The sequence below is a fragment of the Photobacterium sp. GB-210 genome (genome assembly GCF_003026075.1).
GTDB lineage: Bacteria > Pseudomonadota > Gammaproteobacteria > Enterobacterales > Vibrionaceae > Photobacterium.
On sequence record NZ_PYNU01000002.1, the window covers coordinates 15,941 to 34,353 of the forward strand.

General features: G+C 43.0%; 15 protein-coding genes and 1 tRNA gene. 5 read left to right on the forward strand and 11 right to left on the reverse strand.

What is annotated here, in order from left to right; genetic code table 11:
• The first annotated feature begins 71 nt into the window (after nt 1-71).
• Both C9J38_RS03760 and C9J38_RS03765 read left to right on the forward strand, forming a co-directional pair.
• Complete coding sequence (locus C9J38_RS03760) at nt 72-1,052, forward strand: sugar-binding transcriptional regulator (RefSeq protein ID WP_005369422.1); 981 nt, start codon at nt 72-74, stop codon at nt 1,050-1,052.
• Between the two features lie 106 nt (nt 1,053-1,158).
• A tRNA-Sec gene (locus C9J38_RS03765) sits at nt 1,159-1,253 on the forward strand.
• Nucleotides 1,254-1,263: 10 nt separating this feature from the next.
• Here the strand turns inward: C9J38_RS03765 and selB are convergent.
• The 6 genes from selB to fdnG form a co-directional block, all read right to left on the reverse strand.
• Nucleotides 1,264-3,186 (reverse strand): selenocysteine-specific translation elongation factor, encoded by a 1,923-nt coding sequence (selB, locus tag C9J38_RS03770; protein ID WP_107205944.1) that lies wholly within the window; start codon nt 3,184-3,186, stop codon nt 1,264-1,266.
• Nucleotides 3,187-3,209: 23 nt separating this feature from the next.
• Nucleotides 3,210-4,679, reverse strand: coding sequence for an L-seryl-tRNA(Sec) selenium transferase (selA, locus tag C9J38_RS03775; RefSeq protein ID WP_107205945.1), 1,470 nt, complete (start codon nt 4,677-4,679; stop codon nt 3,210-3,212).
• A gap of 13 nt (nt 4,680-4,692) precedes the next feature.
• Nucleotides 4,693-5,583, reverse strand: coding sequence for a formate dehydrogenase accessory protein FdhE (gene fdhE, locus C9J38_RS03780; protein ID WP_107206455.1), 891 nt, complete (start codon nt 5,581-5,583; stop codon nt 4,693-4,695).
• A gap of 97 nt (nt 5,584-5,680) precedes the next feature.
• On the reverse strand, nt 5,681-6,316 hold the full coding sequence (locus C9J38_RS03785) for a formate dehydrogenase subunit gamma (protein ID WP_005369417.1): 636 nt from the start codon (nt 6,314-6,316) through the stop codon (nt 5,681-5,683).
• The gene (gene fdxH / locus C9J38_RS03790; protein WP_005369414.1) at nt 6,313-7,188 is read right to left on the reverse strand and encodes a formate dehydrogenase subunit beta; all 876 of its coding nucleotides are present in this window, start codon (nt 7,186-7,188) and stop codon (nt 6,313-6,315) included. The genes C9J38_RS03785 and fdxH overlap by 4 nt, the downstream gene beginning before the upstream one ends.
• A 3-nt stretch (nt 7,189-7,191) precedes the next feature.
• Nucleotides 7,192-10,206, reverse strand: coding sequence for a formate dehydrogenase-N subunit alpha (fdnG, locus tag C9J38_RS03795; RefSeq protein ID WP_146144055.1), 3,015 nt, complete (start codon nt 10,204-10,206; stop codon nt 7,192-7,194).
• Nucleotides 10,207-10,307: 101 nt separating this feature from the next.
• Here fdnG and fdhD point away from each other — a divergent pair, with 101 nt between their 5' ends.
• Both fdhD and mepA read left to right on the forward strand, forming a co-directional pair.
• The gene (gene fdhD / locus C9J38_RS03805; protein ID WP_107205947.1) at nt 10,308-11,135 is read left to right on the forward strand and encodes a formate dehydrogenase accessory sulfurtransferase FdhD; all 828 of its coding nucleotides are present in this window, start codon (nt 10,308-10,310) and stop codon (nt 11,133-11,135) included.
• A gap of 314 nt (nt 11,136-11,449) precedes the next feature.
• Nucleotides 11,450-12,280 carry a penicillin-insensitive murein endopeptidase gene (gene mepA / locus C9J38_RS03810; protein ID WP_107205948.1) on the forward strand — a complete coding sequence of 277 codons (831 nt, stop codon included), beginning with the start codon at nt 11,450-11,452 and terminating at the stop codon, nt 12,278-12,280.
• A gap of 82 nt (nt 12,281-12,362) precedes the next feature.
• Here mepA and C9J38_RS03815 read toward each other — a convergent pair whose 3' ends face one another.
• Together C9J38_RS03815 and yegQ are read right to left on the reverse strand one after the other, a co-directional pair.
• Nucleotides 12,363-12,617: a YfhL family 4Fe-4S dicluster ferredoxin gene (locus C9J38_RS03815; RefSeq protein ID WP_005369403.1), complete on the reverse strand. Its 255-nt coding sequence runs from the start codon at nt 12,615-12,617 to the stop codon at nt 12,363-12,365.
• A 5-nt stretch (nt 12,618-12,622) separates the two neighbouring features.
• A complete protein-coding gene (gene yegQ / locus C9J38_RS03820) occupies nt 12,623-14,011 on the reverse strand; it encodes a tRNA 5-hydroxyuridine modification protein YegQ (protein ID WP_045084309.1) in 1,389 nt (462 codons plus the stop codon).
• A gap of 278 nt (nt 14,012-14,289) precedes the next feature.
• On the opposite strand from yegQ, the gene C9J38_RS03825 reads away from it, so the two are divergent.
• A complete protein-coding gene (locus C9J38_RS03825) occupies nt 14,290-15,318 on the forward strand; it encodes a substrate-binding domain-containing protein (RefSeq protein ID WP_107205949.1) in 1,029 nt (342 codons plus the stop codon).
• An 83-nt stretch (nt 15,319-15,401) separates the two neighbouring features.
• Here C9J38_RS03825 and C9J38_RS03830 read toward each other — a convergent pair whose 3' ends face one another.
• Genes C9J38_RS03830 through C9J38_RS03840 form a run of 3 tightly spaced genes read right to left on the reverse strand, consistent with a single transcriptional unit; the run spans nt 15,402 to nt 18,362 of the window.
• Nucleotides 15,402-16,040 (reverse strand): bifunctional 4-hydroxy-2-oxoglutarate aldolase/2-dehydro-3-deoxy-phosphogluconate aldolase, encoded by a 639-nt coding sequence (locus tag C9J38_RS03830; RefSeq protein ID WP_045127690.1) that lies wholly within the window; start codon nt 16,038-16,040, stop codon nt 15,402-15,404.
• A 22-nt stretch (nt 16,041-16,062) separates the two neighbouring features.
• Nucleotides 16,063-17,853 carry a phosphogluconate dehydratase gene (gene edd / locus C9J38_RS03835; protein WP_107205950.1) on the reverse strand — a complete coding sequence of 597 codons (1,791 nt, stop codon included), beginning with the start codon at nt 17,851-17,853 and terminating at the stop codon, nt 16,063-16,065.
• Nucleotides 17,850-18,362 (reverse strand): gluconokinase, encoded by a 513-nt coding sequence (locus C9J38_RS03840; protein ID WP_107205951.1) that lies wholly within the window; start codon nt 18,360-18,362, stop codon nt 17,850-17,852. Before C9J38_RS03840 ends, edd begins: the two co-directional genes overlap by 4 nt.
• Between the last annotated feature and the right edge of the window lie 51 nt (nt 18,363-18,413).

The following is an 18,413-nucleotide window of genomic DNA, read 5'->3' on the forward strand; positions in this document are numbered from 1 at the left end:
CTTTGTTCTGCTCAGTGATAGAATAAACCGATAATATAAATAAATCGGTTATCCACACAAAGGGCACAAAAATGAGCATAAGCAGTACTGACAGTAACCATGTAGACAGTGATTTACTTACCGAGATCGCTATTGCTTATTATCAGGATGGTGCTACTCAAGAAGAGATCTCTCAGCGCTTTGGTATGTCTCGCGCTAAAGTCGGTCGTTTACTTCGTCGTGCGCGTGATGAAGGGGTAGTGGAAATTACCGTTAAATATCACCCTGTTTTTAGTGAAAAATTAGAACAGCAATTGATTGAGCGTTTTAACTTAAAACGCGCATTGGTTGCACTCGATCAGCCTGATGACGAAACCCAACGTCAGCAAGTGGCAAGTCTGGTTTCGAGCTACCTAACGACGACATTAACTGATGATATGGTGGTTGCGGTTGGGCAAGGACGTAATATCGCGTCTATTGCTAATCATGTTGGTGTTGTGCCGCATCGTAAATGTCGATTTGTTTCTGGTATTGGTGGTACACACCGTTCAGGCAATGCCATTAATGCCGATCACATTTGTCGCCAATTGGCGAAAAAATATGATGGTATTAGTGAAACCTTGTATGCCCCCGCTTATGTTGACGACATCATAGTGAAAGAAGCATTTATGAAAAATGGCACGGTAAAAGAAACCTTAGATCGTGCTCGTCGTGCTGATTTAGCGTTGGTTGGCGTAGGCGATATGAATGAAAATAGCCATATGGTGAAGTTAGGTTGGTTTACACCACAAGAAATTGTTGAAGCGCGAATTCGTAAAGGTGTGGTCGGTGATATTGCGGGCTATGACTTTTTTGATAGCCATGGAAAACAAGCTGATACCATGATGAGCGATCGTGTTATTGGTTTAACCATGGAAGAATTACGAAATATTCCAACTGTTGTGGTAACGGCAGCAGAAAATAGTAAAGCCTTAGCATTATTAGGCGCACTGCGTTCTGGGGTTGTTGATGTATTAGCAACCAGTGTAAGTAACGCGCTCACTATTTTAAATTTAGATCAGCAAATGAAGTAGCTTGATATTTAATCAGTTGTTCTTAAAAAACAACTGCTATCCCTGAAATATGGTGATAGCAGTTGATAACTATACCTTTAATGCATAAAATACATCACACAAATGAGGAAGAACGGCGTATCCGGTGATGCGTCCGGATTTCAAATCCGGATAGGGCTGCCAGCAGTCCTGGGTAGGTTCGACTCCTATGTTCTTCCGCCACTTCATTTGTTTATCCTTTTAGTAAACCTTCATCTCGCAGTTCGCGATAGTTAAATTTCCTTTTTGTAAAACCAATCTTATCGAAATATTCCAAGATCTGAATGGCGACTTTTCGTCCTAGTTGACTAATCGTTCTAAACTCTGCTGTTTCCAGTTTTTGATGGTGTTCAATATGTTCACGGACACGATTAGCAATCGAGATCAAATAGTCGTGGCTTACATAGCGATCTTTAACAATCGCAGAGATATAGCCCAGTTGTGCCAATTTATAGCTCAGAGCACGCAATTCGTCTTCATCAAGATCACATTCATTGGCGAGATCTCGCACCCACCAAGGGGTTGAATTTTGCTGCATGATCTGGGCAATGCGCTGCCAGCTTCTTTGTTCAAGATCTGTGAGTTGTAGCTGGTGGCTGGCAAGGTGTAACCAACCACGAGTATTGATAATGGTTTGCTGGGCTAATAGCTGAGCCAACAGCTCATTAAAAATAGCAGTAGGTTGGTTGAGTGCTGCAATGCGATAAAGACGATCTTTACCTAAGCCGATGTGGTCATTTTCTTGTTGATGGTATAACGCGAGTTTTTCAATGATGTTCTGCTGTAGTTGTACTTGATACTCAGAAGTACAAAGGAAATCACCGTACTGGGTAATATCATTTTCAACATGACTACCTGCGACTTGTTCTATGTGCTGACTTTGATGCTGCCAGGTTAACTCACTGATAGATTGTGGTTTATTGGCAAGTTTAAAGGCAATAATATCTTTAAGGGAATCAAGTTCTGCACGTTGGGTTAAATAAGCTAAACGCTCTGGCTTTCGCTTACCACGATTAGGTGGTAGCAAATCAATGACGACGCCACTACCAAGGTTGGTTTTTAAAGCGGGATCGCGCAGTAATAGACGATCTTGCTCTGCTAAACATAATGGACTATCGAAGGTAATCTCAGCCAGTACATGCTCGCCTGCCTTCGCCTTATCTGTTTCAAGTAGCGCAATACGACCCGTGGTATGGGCTGCAGCATGGAAAACTTGTACTGCTTGCCAGTGTTTAATATCGGTATTGGCAGCCAGTGTAATAGTTACGCGATTGCTCACGGCATCGGGCACAATATTGACTAACCAGTCGCCACGGCTAAGCTCGTCCTTATCAATGTCACCAACGATATTCATCGCTACACGCTGGTTTGCTGTTGCCGTTTGCGCTGTATTTCCTTGGACGTGTAAACCTTTTATACGGACAGTTTTTGCCTGTGTTTGACCTTGCTTAAGTTTGTTATGGCTAACAAAATTCAGGCTATCACCGACCTTTATGCTGCCACTTAATGCCGTCCCAGTAACAACCAATCCTGCCCCTTTTACGTGAAAAGCACGATCAATGGCAAGACGAAAGCCTAAATCATTTTGTTGCTGTTTTTCATTGTCAGCTAAAGCGATTAAGTGAGCTTTAAGTACATCAATACCATCACCAGTAAACGCGGAGCAATGAAATATTGTTGGCTCGGTAAAACCTTGCTGAAATAAGAGTTGAGTGAGTTGTGCTTCTAACTGCTGTTGTTGCTCTAAGGTAGTGAGATCTGATTTGGTGATCACCACTGTGAGGCTATCCATCGCCAATAAACGCAAAATGGCTAAATGCTCATAGCTTTGCGCCATCATGCCTTCATCACCTGCGACAATCAGCATCGCATGATGGGCTGTACCGACACCGGCGAGCATGTTGGAAAGAAACTTCTCGTGACCCGGTACATCAATAAATCCGAGGGTTTCTTGTTGTTGCGTTTGCTGTGAGTGATAGGGCATAAACGCATACCCTAAATCAATGGTTAGCCCACGTTTTTGCTCTTCTGGTAAGCGATCAGCATTGGTGCCTGTTAGGGCTTGAAGTAAATGGGTTTTACCATGATCAACATGGCCAGCGGTGGCAATTATCATAAAGTGGCGTTATTAGTTCTTTGTTATTCGTGATTAGCATTAGAAAGTGAAAGTTGAGCAAGCTGAGCGATGAAATCTTGTTCATGGCTGATCCCACGTAAACATAACCACAGTTTGTCATGGTGAATACGACCGATAATTGGGATCTCACCGCTTGCTAAAAGATCCGCAAGATCATTAAGCGTGTAGGATGTTTGATTATTGTTAACACTGAAACATAACGCGACAGATTCAAGTTGTTCGGTGGGTAGCGCACCACTGCCTATTTGCCCCATTGAAGGCATCACCGTTACTGTAAAGTACTGACCAACCAATTGCTGACAGTAAGGCACTAGACGTTCCCCCAAATCTGTCAGCGTATCAAGGCTGCGAGTTAGCATCGACAGCGTAGGGAGATCGCAAGGTAAACGCTCTGGATGACGGTATAAATTCAATGTTGCTTCAAGCGCTGCTAAGGTCATCTTGTCACAGCGAAGTGCACGTTTAAGTGGGTGATGTTGCAGCTGTTCAATGAATTCAGATTTCCCAGCAATGATCCCAGCTTGTGGTCCACCGAGTAATTTATCGCCAGAAAAGCTCACTAAATCAATGCCATCTTGCAGCATCTTTTGTGGCATCGGCTCGCTTGGTAGTCCGTATTGGGCTAAATCGATTAATGACCCACTGCCTAAATCGCTGATCACTGGTACTTGCATTGCGCGTCCCAACGCACACAGTTCAGCTTCAGATACCGCGCTGGTAAAGCCTTGGATCATGTAGTTACTGGTGTGTACTTTCATCAGTAACGCGGTATTTTCATTAATCGCTTGTTGATAGTCTTTCAAGTGAGTGCGATTCGTGGCACCGACTTCAACGAGCTGACACCCTGCTTGTCGCATGACATCTGGAATGCGAAATGAGCCACCAATTTCAACTAACTCACCACGCGATACAATGACTTCTTTTCCACTGGCAAGGCTGGCTAGCATTAACAGTACCGCAGCGGCATTGTTATTTACTAAGCACGCATCTTCACAACCAATGAGCTGTTGCAGTTGTTCACTGATGGCTTGATCGCGGTGGCCTCGTTTACCTTGCTGGAGAGAATACTCTAAAGTCGAAGGGAAACGCATCACCTCTGTCACCGCTTTTATTGCAGCTTCTGCTTGCAGCGAACGACCTAAATTGGTGTGTAAGATAGTACCGGTTAAGTTAAAAACACGACGTTGCCCTTGATGTTGTAAAGGCAGGGTCGATTGCGCGAGATGATGAGAAAACAGATTTATACGTGCAAGTTTCTGTTGCGATAGTGCCAGCCCGTCGCACTCATTAAGTGTCAGCCACTGAGGTAATTGTTGTTGATCTCGAATTGTCTCGCGGGCTTGATCTAATAATTGACGAACAAGCGTAGTGATGTGCTCTTTACCAAATTGATGGATCAAAGGCTGTTGTAATTCGTGATTTAAAATCAGATCAACACTGGGTAAGTGGGCATAGAGTGCTTGGGCTGTCATATCGCTCTCAGTATTACTGTATTAGTGGTAAAAAGAATGGGTTAAATCCATTACGGTATAATTCGTTTTGGTTTAGCTTATGATCTAACACTAATGTCGCAAGATCGTCTGCGATAGGATCAAGGTTTGGTTGCTTTTCTAAAAATAAAATCTTGAGGTAGCTATTACAGTGACCGCAAGTTTCAGCACGTACCGCATCTTCTAGGGTTTCACTTTGTAGATGAATATTTTCACCATCCGCACATTGAGTACATTCAGCACGAAGACGATGCCATTCTGTTTCACATTGGCTGCAATGCAAGTAACGGTGGCCACTGCCTTTAATCAAACTTGCCACTGGCGCACCACCACAAAGAGGGCAGAAATGCTGTTTTACATTGGGCTCGGGTTGCCACTCTAGTGCCGTGGTTTTTACAAGTAGGCTGGTGAATGTATTAATACAAGCCCATAGCAAAATAGCAAGATCAGCAGGTACACGCTCAGGCTGGTTATGCTGAAGTGCGGTGAAGTAATGGTGTAGGGTGTCGCTATCAAGATCTTGAAGTGAATCGATCACTTTTACGATGTCGTCAGATGCAACTAAACGTAATGAGGTGGTTAATTGCGCTAACATGGCTTCTAAGATTGGAAACCAAGCTTGATCTAAAGATAGCGGCCAAGTTAAAGCATTTTCTGATACGAAGTTAGCAACAGGTTGGGCAAAGTCTTCGGCCAATCGCGCTTGTTGTTGAACAATTTGTCCGGCTAATAGTAGGTAATCTGCCATGAAAGAGTCTTTAGCCAGTGCACGTAAACGCTCGGCACGAGCTGAAAAAATGGTTGCAGGATCACCAATAATTAACGGAGTAAAGCCATCACTTTTTTGTTTTATAATGGTATTTTTATCTAGAATTTTAACGCTCATGCTGTTTTCCAATGACAAGAATACCAACCAAAGTAAACCTTGGTTGGTATAAAAAGGTAAAGCGGTAAGTGCAGGCTTACCGCTTTTAATCATGTTGTTAGTGTTGGTTTTTGCCGCTAGTTAGCGAACGTAGCCAACGAGGGTGGTGTTTTTTCGCCCAAGCAGGAGAAACCTTCCCTTCTAACATGCCATCGATAGAGCCTTCTACCCAGTACGCCATGTAAGCATGGATAATCAGGCTAAGAGCAAAAACAATGGCTGTGATTGAGTGAACAATCAGTGCAATGCGAACGACATCAATGCTGAAGTAAGCCGCAAAGTAGGCACGCCATGCAATCAAACCGGTAACAAGAAGGATCAGACCACAAGCAATAAATTGACGTAGGATCATTTTTTGACCTGCGTTGTATTGTCCAGCTTCTGGTACGTTTTCTTCGTTCTCGGTTAAGACGTCTTTAACTTTTAGCATCCACTGGAGATCACCTTTTTCAAAGTGGTTATGGCTCCAGTAGCGTGCAACTAAAAACGCAAGTCCGATTGTCATCACAATTGCGCCGAATGGGTGCAAAATACGTGCAAGTTGCGGTGAACCGTAGACATAGCTAAGGAAGTGCAATGGTGCGAACATAAAAGATAAACCAGACAATAGAGTCCAGATACCCGTTAGTGCTACCGTCCAGTGCACAACGCGATCTAAAGGCTTATGACGTAAAATTGTTTTATTCAAACTCATTTTTCATCTCCTTCTTCTTCCGCAACACGGCTGCGACCAACAGTCACACGGTGAATCGCTGCCAACGCAAGCGTACCCACTAAACCTGCTGCTGCAAGTGGCTTCACATCGTCTTTCCACAATTTCACTGTTTCGCTGATCTTTGGATCTTTTGGCAGATCGTAACGTTCAGGATCAGTAATATCGTGCAACACATAAATCACGTGTGTGCCGCCCACACCAGCTGGGTTGTAAATACCCGCGTTCTTGTGACCTTTGGCTTGCAGTGCAGCCACTCGTTGGTTAGCGTATTCAAGAATTTCTTCTCGCTCACCAAAACGTAGTGCACCTGTAGGACAGGTTTTTGCACATGAAGGCACTTGACCTGCCTGTAGGCGATCAAGACACAAAGTACACTTGTAAACACGGTTATCGACTGGGTTCATGCGTGGAATATCAAACGGACAACCAGCAATACAGTAGCCACAACCGACACACTTTTCAGAGTTAAAATCGACAACACCGTTTTCGTATTGCACGATAGCATCAGGCTCTGGACAGGCTTTTAAACAGCCTGGATCTGAACAGTGCATACAGCTGTGTTTGCTGAATAACCATTTGAACTTGTTATCTTCTTCAATTTCTTTGAAGTGGATAGTGGTCCATGTTTCAGCGGTTGTATTTGGCGGATTTTGGTAGGTACCTTCAAAGGTACCGACTTTGCCGCGCAAGTTGTTCCATTCGCTACACGCATCCATACAGCCTTTACAGCCAGTACAGCACGTTACATCGATAAGCTTTGTTACCTGAATTTGGCGTTTACGCGCATCAGGTGAAGGCGTTAGCGATGATGTCGCAGAACTACGAATAATATTCTGTGATTCCATACCCATGGCTTACTTCACCTTTTCCACGTTAACCAAGAATGCCTTGTACTCTGGCGTTTGTGAGTTAGCATCACCCACACATGGCGATAGCGCATTTGCTAAGTAGCCAGGTTTGGTGTCGCCTTCATAACCCCAGTGAATAGGAATACCCACAGTGTGAACGGCTTGGCCATTAACATGCAGTGGTGTAATACGCTTAGACACATACGCTTTTGCTTCAATGAAGCCACGCTTAGAGGTGACGCGAACCATGTCAGCATTCTTAATGCCACGTTCTTTTGCCAAGCCTTCGCCAATCTCAACAAATTGTTCTGGTTGTAGAACAGCGTTGAAGTGAGAGTGACTTGTCCACGTATGGAAGTGCTCCGTTAAGCGGTAAGTCGTACCCACAAATGGGAACTGCTCTTTTTGACCAAGCTGTGCAAGATCGTCTTTGAAAATACGTGCCGCTGGGTTTGATACCACATTCTTATGTAATGGGTTGGTACCAATGGGTGTTTCAAACGGTTCGTAGTGTTCAGGGAACGGACCTTCAGCCATTTTATCTAATGCAAATAGACGACCAACGCCTTCTGGTTGCATGATAAATGGACCCGCATTGCTTGATGGTGGAAGCTTAGCGTTAAAGTCAGGCACATCAGGGCCAACCCATTTGCTACCATTCCATTCAACTAAAGTGCGTGACTTATCCCAAGGTGTGCCGTCAGGACGTGTTGATGCACGGTTGTACAGAACACGACGGTTAGCCGGCCAAGACCATGCCCAGTTTGGTGCTAAACCTAAACCAGATGGATCGCTGTTATCACGACGTGCAGTTTGGTTACCCGAAGGAGTCCAACTACCGGTGTACAGCCAACAACCTGCTGTAGTAGAACCATCAGCTTTTAGTTGAGCAAAGCTAGATAGCTGGTTGCCGTTAGCATCTTTACCGTTAAGTTCTTGTGCTAATTCTTTAGTGTTTGGCGCATCAGGAATGGCGTAGTTCCAATCTAGAGAAAGGATTGGATCTGGGTATGTACCACTATGTTGTTGGTACATATTACGCATCTTCATGAAGATACCCGCTAAGATCTCAGCATCACCTTTCGCTTCTCCCGGCATATCTGCCGCTTTCCAGTGCCACTGTAACCAGCGCGCTGAACTTACGATGGTGCCATCTTCTTCAGCAAAACATGCACAAGGTAAACGGAATACTTCCGTTTGGATATTCTTGGTATCCACTTCGTTTACGTTTGGTTTGTTCTGCCAGAACGTTGATGTTTCTGTCGCTAGTGGATCGATAACCACTAAGTATTTCAACTTAGATAACGCATCCAATGTTTTTTGCTTGTTGGACATAGAGCCAACAGGGTTAAAACCTTGACAGATGTAACCGTTCATTTCGCCTTTCTTCATCATGTCGAAGACGCGAAGCATGTCGTAACCCTGATCCCACTTCGGCATCATGTCGTAACCAAAGTTATTTTCTGCGGTTGCATTTTTACCGTAGAACGACTTCAGTAATGATACGAAGAAAGACGGGTAGTGTTGCCAGTAGTTAGTTTGATCTGCTTCAAGTGCCACTGGTGTGTGGTGCTTAAGGTGAGTGGCAAGATCGACATCTTTATCAGATGGCAGTTTCAAGTAACCCGGCAGATTTTGTGCTAACAAACCAAGGTCAGTAATACCTTGGATATTTGAGTGACCACGTAGGGCGTTAACACCGCCGCCAGCCATACCCATGTTACCTAGAAGTAACTGGATCATTGCCATACAACGGATGTTTTCAGCGCCTTTTGAGTGCTGAGTCCAACCAGTTGCGTACAAAATAGTGGCAACACGGTTATCGGCAGCAGTGCTACCTAGCGCTTGACATACGTGTTCAAACATATCAACAGGCGTACCTGTAATGTTTGAAACTACATCAGGTGTGTAGCGAGATACGTGCTCTTTCAGTAAGTTCCATACACAGCGAGGATGTTGTAGGGATTCATCCTTCATTGCGTAGCCGTTATCGTCTAGCTTGTAGAACCAGCTACTACGATCGTACTGACGTTTCTCTGCGTCATAACCTGAGAACAGACCATCATGGAATGCGTAATCATCACGTACGATAAAGCTAGCGTTAGTGTAGGCTTTTACATATTCGTGATTTACTTGGCTGCTTGCGATCAGGTAACGAATAGCACCTAATAGGAAGGCAATATCAGCACCAGAACGGATTGGTGCATAGTGATCAGCCACTGCTGCAGTACGCGTGAAACGTGGATCAACCACAATGATTTCAGCGTTATTGGTTTTTTGAGCTTCAATTGCCCAGCGGAAGCCTACAGGGTGTGCTTCTGCTGCGTTGCCGCCCATTACAAGGATTACGTTGGCATTTTTAATGTCAACCCAGTTGTTGGTCATCGCACCGCGGCCAAATGTTGGAGCAAGACTTGCTACCGTTGGGCCGTGTCAAATACGCGCTTGAGTGTCAACTGGAACCATGCCCAAACCACGGGCAAATTTTTGTGTTAACCAACCATTTTCGTTGCTTTCTGCCGAAGCACATAGCATACCTGTGGTTAGCCAGCGGTTAACTGTGGTGCCTTGCTCATTTGTTTTAACAAGGTTTTCATCACGGTCTTGCTTCATTAACTTGGCAATACGAGTGAATGCTTCATCCCATGAAATACGTTGCCATTTGTCTGAACCAGGTGCGCGATATTCGGGGAATTTCAAACGTTGTTCGCTGTTAACAAAACCAGCTAGACCCGCACCTTTTGGACATAATGCACCACGACTTACTGGATGATCGGGATCACCTTCAACGTGGAATACCTTTTGTTTGATATTACCGTTTGCTGCACCAGTACTGTAAAGTAAAGTTCCGCAACCAACAGAACAGTAAGAACACGTATTACGCGTTTCTTTTGCTGCTGTTAATTTAAATTCTCGAGCTTGCGCCCAAGCTTTTTGCGGTATTGTGGCAAGGGAGGCAATAGATGTCGTAGCGACAGCTCCCGCGCACAATTTAAATAATTGACGTCTACTTATATTCAAAGTCAACTCACCTAATTATTATAAAAAGAATTGTATTACATAAGAGGTCGGATATTATAGGCGCGAATATAATATCGTCAAATCTTTGTGTGAAATAATAAATGTCTAGTTGTTTAATTACTGATGAATATATAGAGCATCAGGGATATTCTGTTCATGAAATAATTAAATATAAGAACGGAATAAAAATAGAATGTGAAGACTTTATTGCTGAAGAAGTTCCCATTGCGCTTATTTATAATGGAATATCTCATGCAGTAATGATGGCAACCCCATCAAATCTAGAAAACTTCGCAATTGGTTTTTCATTATCTGAAAGAATTATTAATAATATTAAAGAAATAAAAAATATTGATATAAAAAGTAGTAAAGAGGGGATAGAAGTTTATATAGAATTACAAAATCGTGCTTTTATGATGCTAAAAGAACAGCGTCGACAACTGGTAGGAAGAACCGGTTGTGGGTTGTGTGGTATTGAACATTTAAAGCAAGCAATGAAGCCTGTAAATACGGTTCCTGATACGCAAAGAATGCCTCTTTCTTTTATTAATCAATCTATTAAGTTTCTACATGAGAATCAGGAACTCGCTAACCGTACAGGTTGTACCCATGCTGCCGTATGGTTAAATGAACACGGTGAATTAGCGGCGATTTATGAAGATGTTGGTCGTCATGTGGCGCTAGATAAGTTAATAGGCGCTCGTGCAAAATATTCGCAACTTACCAAAGGTGCAATCTTAATTACCAGTCGTGCTAGTTATGAAATAGTGCAAAAGGCAACATCTGTCGGTGTGGAGATATTATTTGCAGTATCAGCACCTACAGCATTAGCAATTAATTTAGCTGAAGAATCTGGATTGACATTAATAGGTTTTTGTCGAGAAGGTAGGGCTACTATTTATACAAAAAAACATAGAATAATAAATTAAGCATATTTCATAAAATTAAAACCTAGATTATTTATAAAATAATATAAGAGGTTTATGACGTTAATACTTTCTTTGTTTATATTTCCATTAATCAGTAATAATCATGTTAAATAAGTAAAAGTAACAAAGACTGACTTAAACAAACCAATAATCCCCTTTAATTTTAGTTGTATAAGATAACCAGACTTTTAATTATAGGTGATATATAAATATTTTTATAACTGTGAATTATAAATGATTAACAGCATGATTTTATTGGAGTCATTAAAATGCATAAGTTATGATTTGTTTTTTATCATAATTAGGAATCAGTTGTGTTAGGGAAAATATTAACAGGATTGTTACTTGTAGCTTCAAGTACGAGCGTGATAGCAACACCTTGGGAAAAAGTAAAAACACCAACATCTGGTGAGTCAATGTCTATCGGCTCATACTCGAATGGGTGTTTAGCAGGCGCGGAAGCACTGCCACTGGAAGGTGATGGTTATCAAGTTATCCGCGCTGAACGCGGCCGTTACTATGGTAACCCTGAAACAATCACTTTCTTAAAAGAGTTAATGAAAACTGCACAGCAACTGAAAATTGGTAATGTGCTGGTGGGAGATATTGCGATGCCTCGTGGTGGACGCTTTTCATCAGGTCACGCCAGCCACCAAACAGGCTTGGATGCGGATATTTGGTTACGTATTCCAGAAAAACCGTTATCACAGAACGATCTAAAAACAGTTTCAGCACTACCTATGGTTGATGTGAAAAATCACAAAATCATCGAAAAGAACTGGAGCAGTAAACAAGCGCATTTGATCCAGCTTGCGGCAAGTGATGATCGTGTCGCCCGTATATTCGTTCATCCTGTGATCAAAGAGCAGCTTTGTAAAACGGAGTGGAAAGATCGTGATTGGTTACGTAAAGTTCGTCCTTGGTTTGGTCATTACTACCATTTCCATGTCCGGTTAAATTGTCCTGAAGGCAGTACCTATTGTGAGCCACAAACCCCACCACCAGCAGGTGATGGCTGTGGTAAAGAGTTAGCCTCATGGTCACCAGATTTTAAAAAGCCTGAGTCAAATAAACCGGCGGTTAAACCAAAACCTAAACCGAAGCCAGTGTTACCAGCTCAGTGTAAGGTGCTTATTAATAGTTAATTTTGCTAAATTAACTGTGTATAGGTATAAAAAAAGCGCCGCAAGGCGCTTTTTTATTGTTTGTGGTTGGATCGAATAAGAACTAAGCAAGACCTTGTAAGGTTACAAACTTTTCTAGCAGTTCATCGTCAGATTCAACGTGATCAGGATCGGTAATAATGCAGTTGGTGATTGGACAAACCGACTGACAGGTCGGCTTGTCGTAATGCCCTTTACATTCAGTACAGCGATCTGGGTTTATTTCATAGATGCTATCACCCATGGTGATCGCCTCGTTAGGGCATTCAGGATCACACATGTCGCAGTTAATGCATTTGCTTGTAATGAGCAGTGCCATAGTGCTTATTTACCGTCTTTAGGAGCGTGAGGGTTACGTGTATCTTCGCCATTACCCAAGTTACGCATTAACAGACCAAAATCAAGATCCATATCAGCAGGTACAGGGATAAATACGAAGTGTCCATTGCCTTTCGCGTCATCAATCACTTCAGACTTACGGTTTTCCATCGTCTCAAGATTGAAGATAACGTTACCTTTTGGTGTCATTACTTCAAGGCTATCACCAACAACGAACTTGTTCTTCACTTCAACTTCAGCAAGATCGCCACGGCGTTTACCTGTGAACTCACCAACAAATTGTTGAGAATCAGAAATTGAGTAACCGTAGTCATAGTTTTGGTACGTGTCATGGGTGTGACGACGTAGGAAACCTTCAGTATAACCACGGTGCGCTAAGCTTTCTAATGTGCCTAGTAATGATTCATCAAATGGTTTACCTGCAACGGCATCATCAATCGCTTTACGGTAAACTTGCGCAGTACGTGCACAGTAATAGAACGACTTAGTACGGCCTTCAATCTTCAGTGAGTGAACACCCATCTTAGTTAGACGCTCAACGTGTTGAACCGCACGAAGATCTTTTGAGTTCATAATGTAAGTACCATGCTCATCTTCAAACGCCGCCATTTTTTCTTCAGGACGGTGAGATTCGCTTAGTAGCACAACATCATCAATGGGTTTTCCTAGACCTAGTGTATTATCAGGACGCTCTTCAACGTCTTGTGTTTGCACTGCGTCTTGAATTTCAACGATTTGACCCGCATCGTTTTCAGTCGCTTTTTCTGTTTTATATTCCCAACGGCAAGCATTCGTACATGTGCCTTGGTTTGGATCGCGCTTGTTGATGTAACCAGAAAGTAGGCAGCGACCAGAGTAAGCCATGCAAAGAGCACCATGAACGAAGATTTCTAGTTCAGTGTCAGGGCAATGCTCACGAATTTCTTCGATTTCTTCTAGTGATAACTCACGAGATAGAATGACACGCTCAACACCTTGGCTAGCCCAGAATTTCACTGTTGCCCAGTTAACTGCGTTGGCTTGAACTGACAGGTGAATAACAACCTCAGGGAATGCTTCACGAACCATCATAATAAGACCTGGATCTGACATGATAAGTGCGTCAGGGCCCATTTCTACGATTGGTTTAAGATCGCGAATGAAGGTTTTTAGCTTTGAGTTATGCGGTTGAATATTACATACCACATACAGCTTTTTACCTTGAGCATGTGCTTCATCAATACCAATCTTTAGGTTTTCGTGGTTGAACTCGTTATTACGAACGCGAAGACTGTAGCGAGGTTGACCTGCATAAACGGCATCAGCGCCGTAGGCAAATGCGTAACGCATGTTTTTAAGGCTGCCTGCAGGTGAAAGTAATTCTGGTTTAAACATTGCTCTATATTCTCTTATTCTGATTCCAGATCAGTTCGTATCACCTAGTGATACAAAGTTAAGGCGGGATTTTACGTTTTTCGTGACCTAAGTGCCACTTTTCTCCTTGAGTTTTTTCTTTGTTGCAATAATTACATTCGGTAAAATCGCTTTTAAGGCGGGGCGTAAACAATCTAATCGTGATGAAATTACAGATAAATAGTTGCTGCTATTAGATTTACCTCATAATCTACGTCTATTGCATTTTATTTTCTTCATTTCATCGTCAGGACAGACTAATGACAACCAAACCGAAACACCGTCCCACATTAAATGATGTTGCAAAACAGGTGGGAGTAACAAAAATGACGGTGAGTCGTTATTTGCGTGATCCTAGCTCTGTGGCTGAAAGTACACGAGAAAAAATCGCGGTAGTGGTGGAAGAGCTAGGTTATGTCGCCAGTCGCGCGCCTGATATTTTATCGAACCGTAACAGTAAGGCGATTGGGATCTTACTGCCATCGTTATCTAACCAAGTGTTTGCTTCTTTATTACAAGGGATTGAATCGGTAACCAAAAAAGAAGGTTATCAAACCCTGATCACCCACTATGGCTACAGTGCGGAAGAGGAAGAAGAGAAGATTGCTTCGTTATTGTCTTACCATGTTGATGGTTTGATTTTGACTGAAAGTATTCACAGCGAACGCAGTTATAAGATGATCAATGCTGCGGCTATTCCAGTGGTAGAAACGATTGATTTGCCTGAACATCCAATTGATATGGCGGTAGGGTTGGATCACCAACAGGCGGCATTTGATTTAGTCTCTAAGATGATTGAATACGGACGCTGCAATATTGTTTATTTCGCTGCGCGATTAGATCGCCGTACCCAATTGCGTTGTGACGGCTATATTCAAGCGATGGAAGCAAAAGGACTAACGCCACGTATTGTCTCGACAGAAGAGCACTCGAGCTTTACCCAAGGGCGAGAATTAATGCGTCAGGCTCTCTCGCAACACCCAGAGTTAGATGCTGTGTTTTGTACCAATGATGACTTAGCAATTGGCGCTATGATGCATTGCCAAGAGCACAATGTTGCCATTCCAAGTCAGGTAGCCATTGCAGGTTATAACGCCTTAGATATTGGTAAAGCGATTTCACCGACGCTTGCGAGTGTGAATACACCACGTGAAGAAATTGGTGCTGCAGCTGCGACATTATTATTGAAGAAATTAGCAGGAAAGAAAGTGGCTAATCCTATTCAAGATATTGGTTATAGCTTGTACTTAGGCGAGAGCTTAGGAAAGCCTGAAGTAGAAAGTAAGTAATAAAAAAACAGCGCACGAGAGTCACGTGCGCTGCCTACATTTATTCATCAATCTTTATTTATTAATCACTGATTGATTTAGCATTACGCTAATAGCGCTACCGCCTCTTGAGAAAGTTTGGTGATTTCTTCCCACTGACCATTATCAATCAGATCTTTAGGTAGCATCCAAGAACCACCAACGGTGGCAACACATTTCACCGCTTTGTACTGATCAACGTTTGCTGGGCTAATGCCGCCAGTTGGGCAGAACTGTACTTGTGGTAATGGCGCTGCAATAGCGGCGAGAGCTTTAGCACCACCATTCGCTTCTGCAGGGAAGAATTTTAATTGCTGGTAGCCAAGCTCTAATGCTTGCATGATTTCTGATGGTGTACTCACACCTGGAATTAAAGGTGCAGTGCCAGATTTTGCATAGCTAAGTAGCTTAGGTGTCATTCCTGGAGAAATCACAAATTTTGCGCCAGCTTCAACTGCAGCGTCATACTGCTCGCAGGTAAGTACCGTTCCTGCTCCTACCATCGCATCAGGCATCGCTTCCGCAATCGCACGAATTGCATCAAGAGCAACAGGCGTACGAAGGGTAATTTCAAATACCGTGATACCACCATTTTTTAGTGCTTGTGCCATAGGAACAGCGTCTTCTACGCGTTCAATGATCATTACAGGTACAACTGGCGATGCGGCAAACACATCTTGTGGATTAACTTGCCAAGTATTCATGTTTTTCTTCCTATCCAATAACTTAAAAAATAGTGGCGCCAGTATCGGCACTTGAAACTTGCTTGCGTAAATTGGCGAATAAGTTACGACCAAAGGTAAATGCAGGTATATCGTTTTCAATCGGTGCGCGACGAGCTGTAAGATCAGCGTTAACCGTTAGCTCACCTGTGATCGCATTTAATTCCACCATATCGCCATCTTGAATTAAACCAATTGCACCACCACGTAGTGCTTCTGGCGTAATATGGATTGCAGCAGGAATTTTGCCTGATGCACCTGATAAGCGACCATCGGTAACCAATGCGACTTGATATCCTTTCTTTTGGATATTACCTAAAATTGGCATTAATTTGTGAAGTTCAGGCATACCATTTGCTGCAGGTCCGTTATGGGTCACAACAATCATCGCATCTTGATCTAACAAACCTTGTTTATAGGCTTTTTCAACCTCGTTTTGGCAACGGAATACTTTCGCTGGTGCTGTAATATGTTGATGCTGTTTTGCAACCGCAGACACTTTAATCACCGATGTACCAATATTTCCCTTTAATACTTTTAAGCCACCTGTCGGGTTAAAAGTGATCTCAGGTGTACAAATTACATCACTATCTGTTGAGTCTGCACAAGGCGACCATACCAGTTTGCCATCTTGTAAGCTTGGGGTGGTCATTTGATCAGTAAATTCACCAAACGCCGTTTTCACATTGGTATTGAGTAGCCCACGTTGGTGCAATGTTTTCATTAAGGTTGGTACGCCACCTGCTTGTTGGAAAGCATTAATATCAGCAGGCCCATTCGGGTACATGCGCACCAATAAAGGAACCACATCAGATAAATCACTAATGTCATCCCACGTTAAAATAATGCCCGCACTACGAGCAATCGCCACCATATGTAAGCTATGGTTAGTACTGCCACCCGAGGCTAACCATGCCACTAAACCATTTACCAAACTTTCTGCCGTCATTACTTCATAAAGAGGGCGGTATTGGCTTGATTGCTGATTTGCTGCCGCAGCAATACGACAAGCCGCTTCTTCGGTTAATACTTTACGTAGCTCGCTTGTTGGTGGTACAAACGCCGAGCCCGGTAGCATTAAGCCCATGGCTTCTAAAATAAGTTGATTAGTATTCGCTGTGCCATAAAACGTACAAGTCCCCGGTGAGTGGTATGCCTGACATTCCATGGTTAATAGCGCAGCGGAATCGACTTCACCAGCGGCATATTGTTGACGAACACTAACCTTTTCATCATTGCTTATGCCGGTACCCATAGGTCCAACTGGCACGAATGCTGTTGGAAGGTGTGCAAAAGATAATGCACCGATCAATTGTCCCGGGGCGATTTTGTCGCAGATGCTTAACAATAATGTTGCATCAAAAGCGTTATGACTTAAGGTAATTGCCGTTGCTTGAGCGACAATATCACGAGAAAAGAGCGACATTTCCATGCCTGGTTGACCTTGAGTAATACCGTCACACATTGCAGGAACACAACCAGCGACTTGGCTCGTATGACCGTATTCCGCTAGCGATTTTGCAATAATATCTGGGTAATATTTATAAGGCTGGTGGGCACTTAGCATGTCATTGTAGCCACTGACGATAGCAATGTTGGCATGCAGAAAATCTAAAATTGCTGATTTTTCTTGGGCGCAATTAGCGGCAACAACGTGAGCAAGATTACCGCAAGAAAGTTGGCTACGGCCTTTACCCGCTTGTTCCATTTCTTTGGTCATGGCTAACCATTGCGGATAACTTTCAGCACTTCTTGCTTTAATGCGCTCGGTAACGGCTGAAATAATCGGATTCATAGATTTGCCTCACGTAATTGCTGAACAGCATCTTCAATAATTTCGTTAATAGAACCATCGATAGAGACAGTGAACACATCCATCTCATCAACAGGACGCTCAAGAGTTTCAAGTTGGCTAGTTAACATGGTGTCACGCATAAAATGACCTTTACGGGTACGCATTCGGTCAAGGATCAATTCACGATCACCATCTAAAAAGATGAACGATACATTTTGATTACCTTCACGGATCTGATCGCGATATTTCTTCTTTAAAGCTGAGCAAACAATGATCCCAACTTCATTTTTATTCTCGAGGCTATAAGCCGCATCACGAATACGTTCTAACCAAGGTTCACGATCGGTATCGTTCAATGGATTTCCACTGGCCATTTTTTGGATGTTGGCTCTTGGGTGTAAATCATCACCATCGATGAACTTTGCATTTAAGCTGTGGGCGATACCTTCACCAATCGTAGATTTCCCGCAACCACATACCCCCATTACAATTATGCTTTGACCTGCCATTTTTTAACCTCTATCTCACTTTTGAACATCAGTTGTTCTATTTTCTTGTAA

Excerpts from the sequence above, each read along its gene's own strand:
- C9J38_RS03840 (WP_107205951.1), bottom strand. The coding sequence starts at position 18,362 with ATGGCAGGTCAAAGCATAATTGTAATGGGGGTATGTGGTTGCGGGAAA.
- C9J38_RS03825 (WP_107205949.1), top strand. The coding sequence starts at position 14,290 with ATGACAACCAAACCGAAACACCGTCCCACATTAAATGATGTTGCAAAA.
- fdhD (WP_107205947.1), top strand. The coding sequence starts at position 10,308 with ATGTCTAGTTGTTTAATTACTGATGAATATATAGAGCATCAGGGATAT.
- yegQ (WP_045084309.1), bottom strand. The coding sequence starts at position 14,011 with ATGTTTAAACCAGAATTACTTTCACCTGCAGGCAGCCTTAAAAACATG.
- selA (WP_107205945.1), bottom strand. The coding sequence starts at position 4,679 with ATGACAGCCCAAGCACTCTATGCCCACTTACCCAGTGTTGATCTGATT.
- edd (WP_107205950.1), bottom strand. The coding sequence starts at position 17,853 with ATGAATCCGATTATTTCAGCCGTTACCGAGCGCATTAAAGCAAGAAGT.
- C9J38_RS03760 (WP_005369422.1), top strand. The coding sequence starts at position 72 with ATGAGCATAAGCAGTACTGACAGTAACCATGTAGACAGTGATTTACTT.
- selB (WP_107205944.1), bottom strand. The coding sequence starts at position 3,186 with ATGATAATTGCCACCGCTGGCCATGTTGATCATGGTAAAACCCATTTA.
- fdxH (WP_005369414.1), bottom strand. The coding sequence starts at position 7,188 with ATGGGTATGGAATCACAGAATATTATTCGTAGTTCTGCGACATCATCG.
- fdhE (WP_107206455.1), bottom strand. The coding sequence starts at position 5,583 with ATGAGCGTTAAAATTCTAGATAAAAATACCATTATAAAACAAAAAAGT.
- C9J38_RS03815 (WP_005369403.1), bottom strand. The coding sequence starts at position 12,617 with ATGGCACTGCTCATTACAAGCAAATGCATTAACTGCGACATGTGTGAT.
- C9J38_RS03785 (WP_005369417.1), bottom strand. The coding sequence starts at position 6,316 with ATGAGTTTGAATAAAACAATTTTACGTCATAAGCCTTTAGATCGCGTT.
- C9J38_RS03830 (WP_045127690.1), bottom strand. The coding sequence starts at position 16,040 with ATGAATACTTGGCAAGTTAATCCACAAGATGTGTTTGCCGCATCGCCA.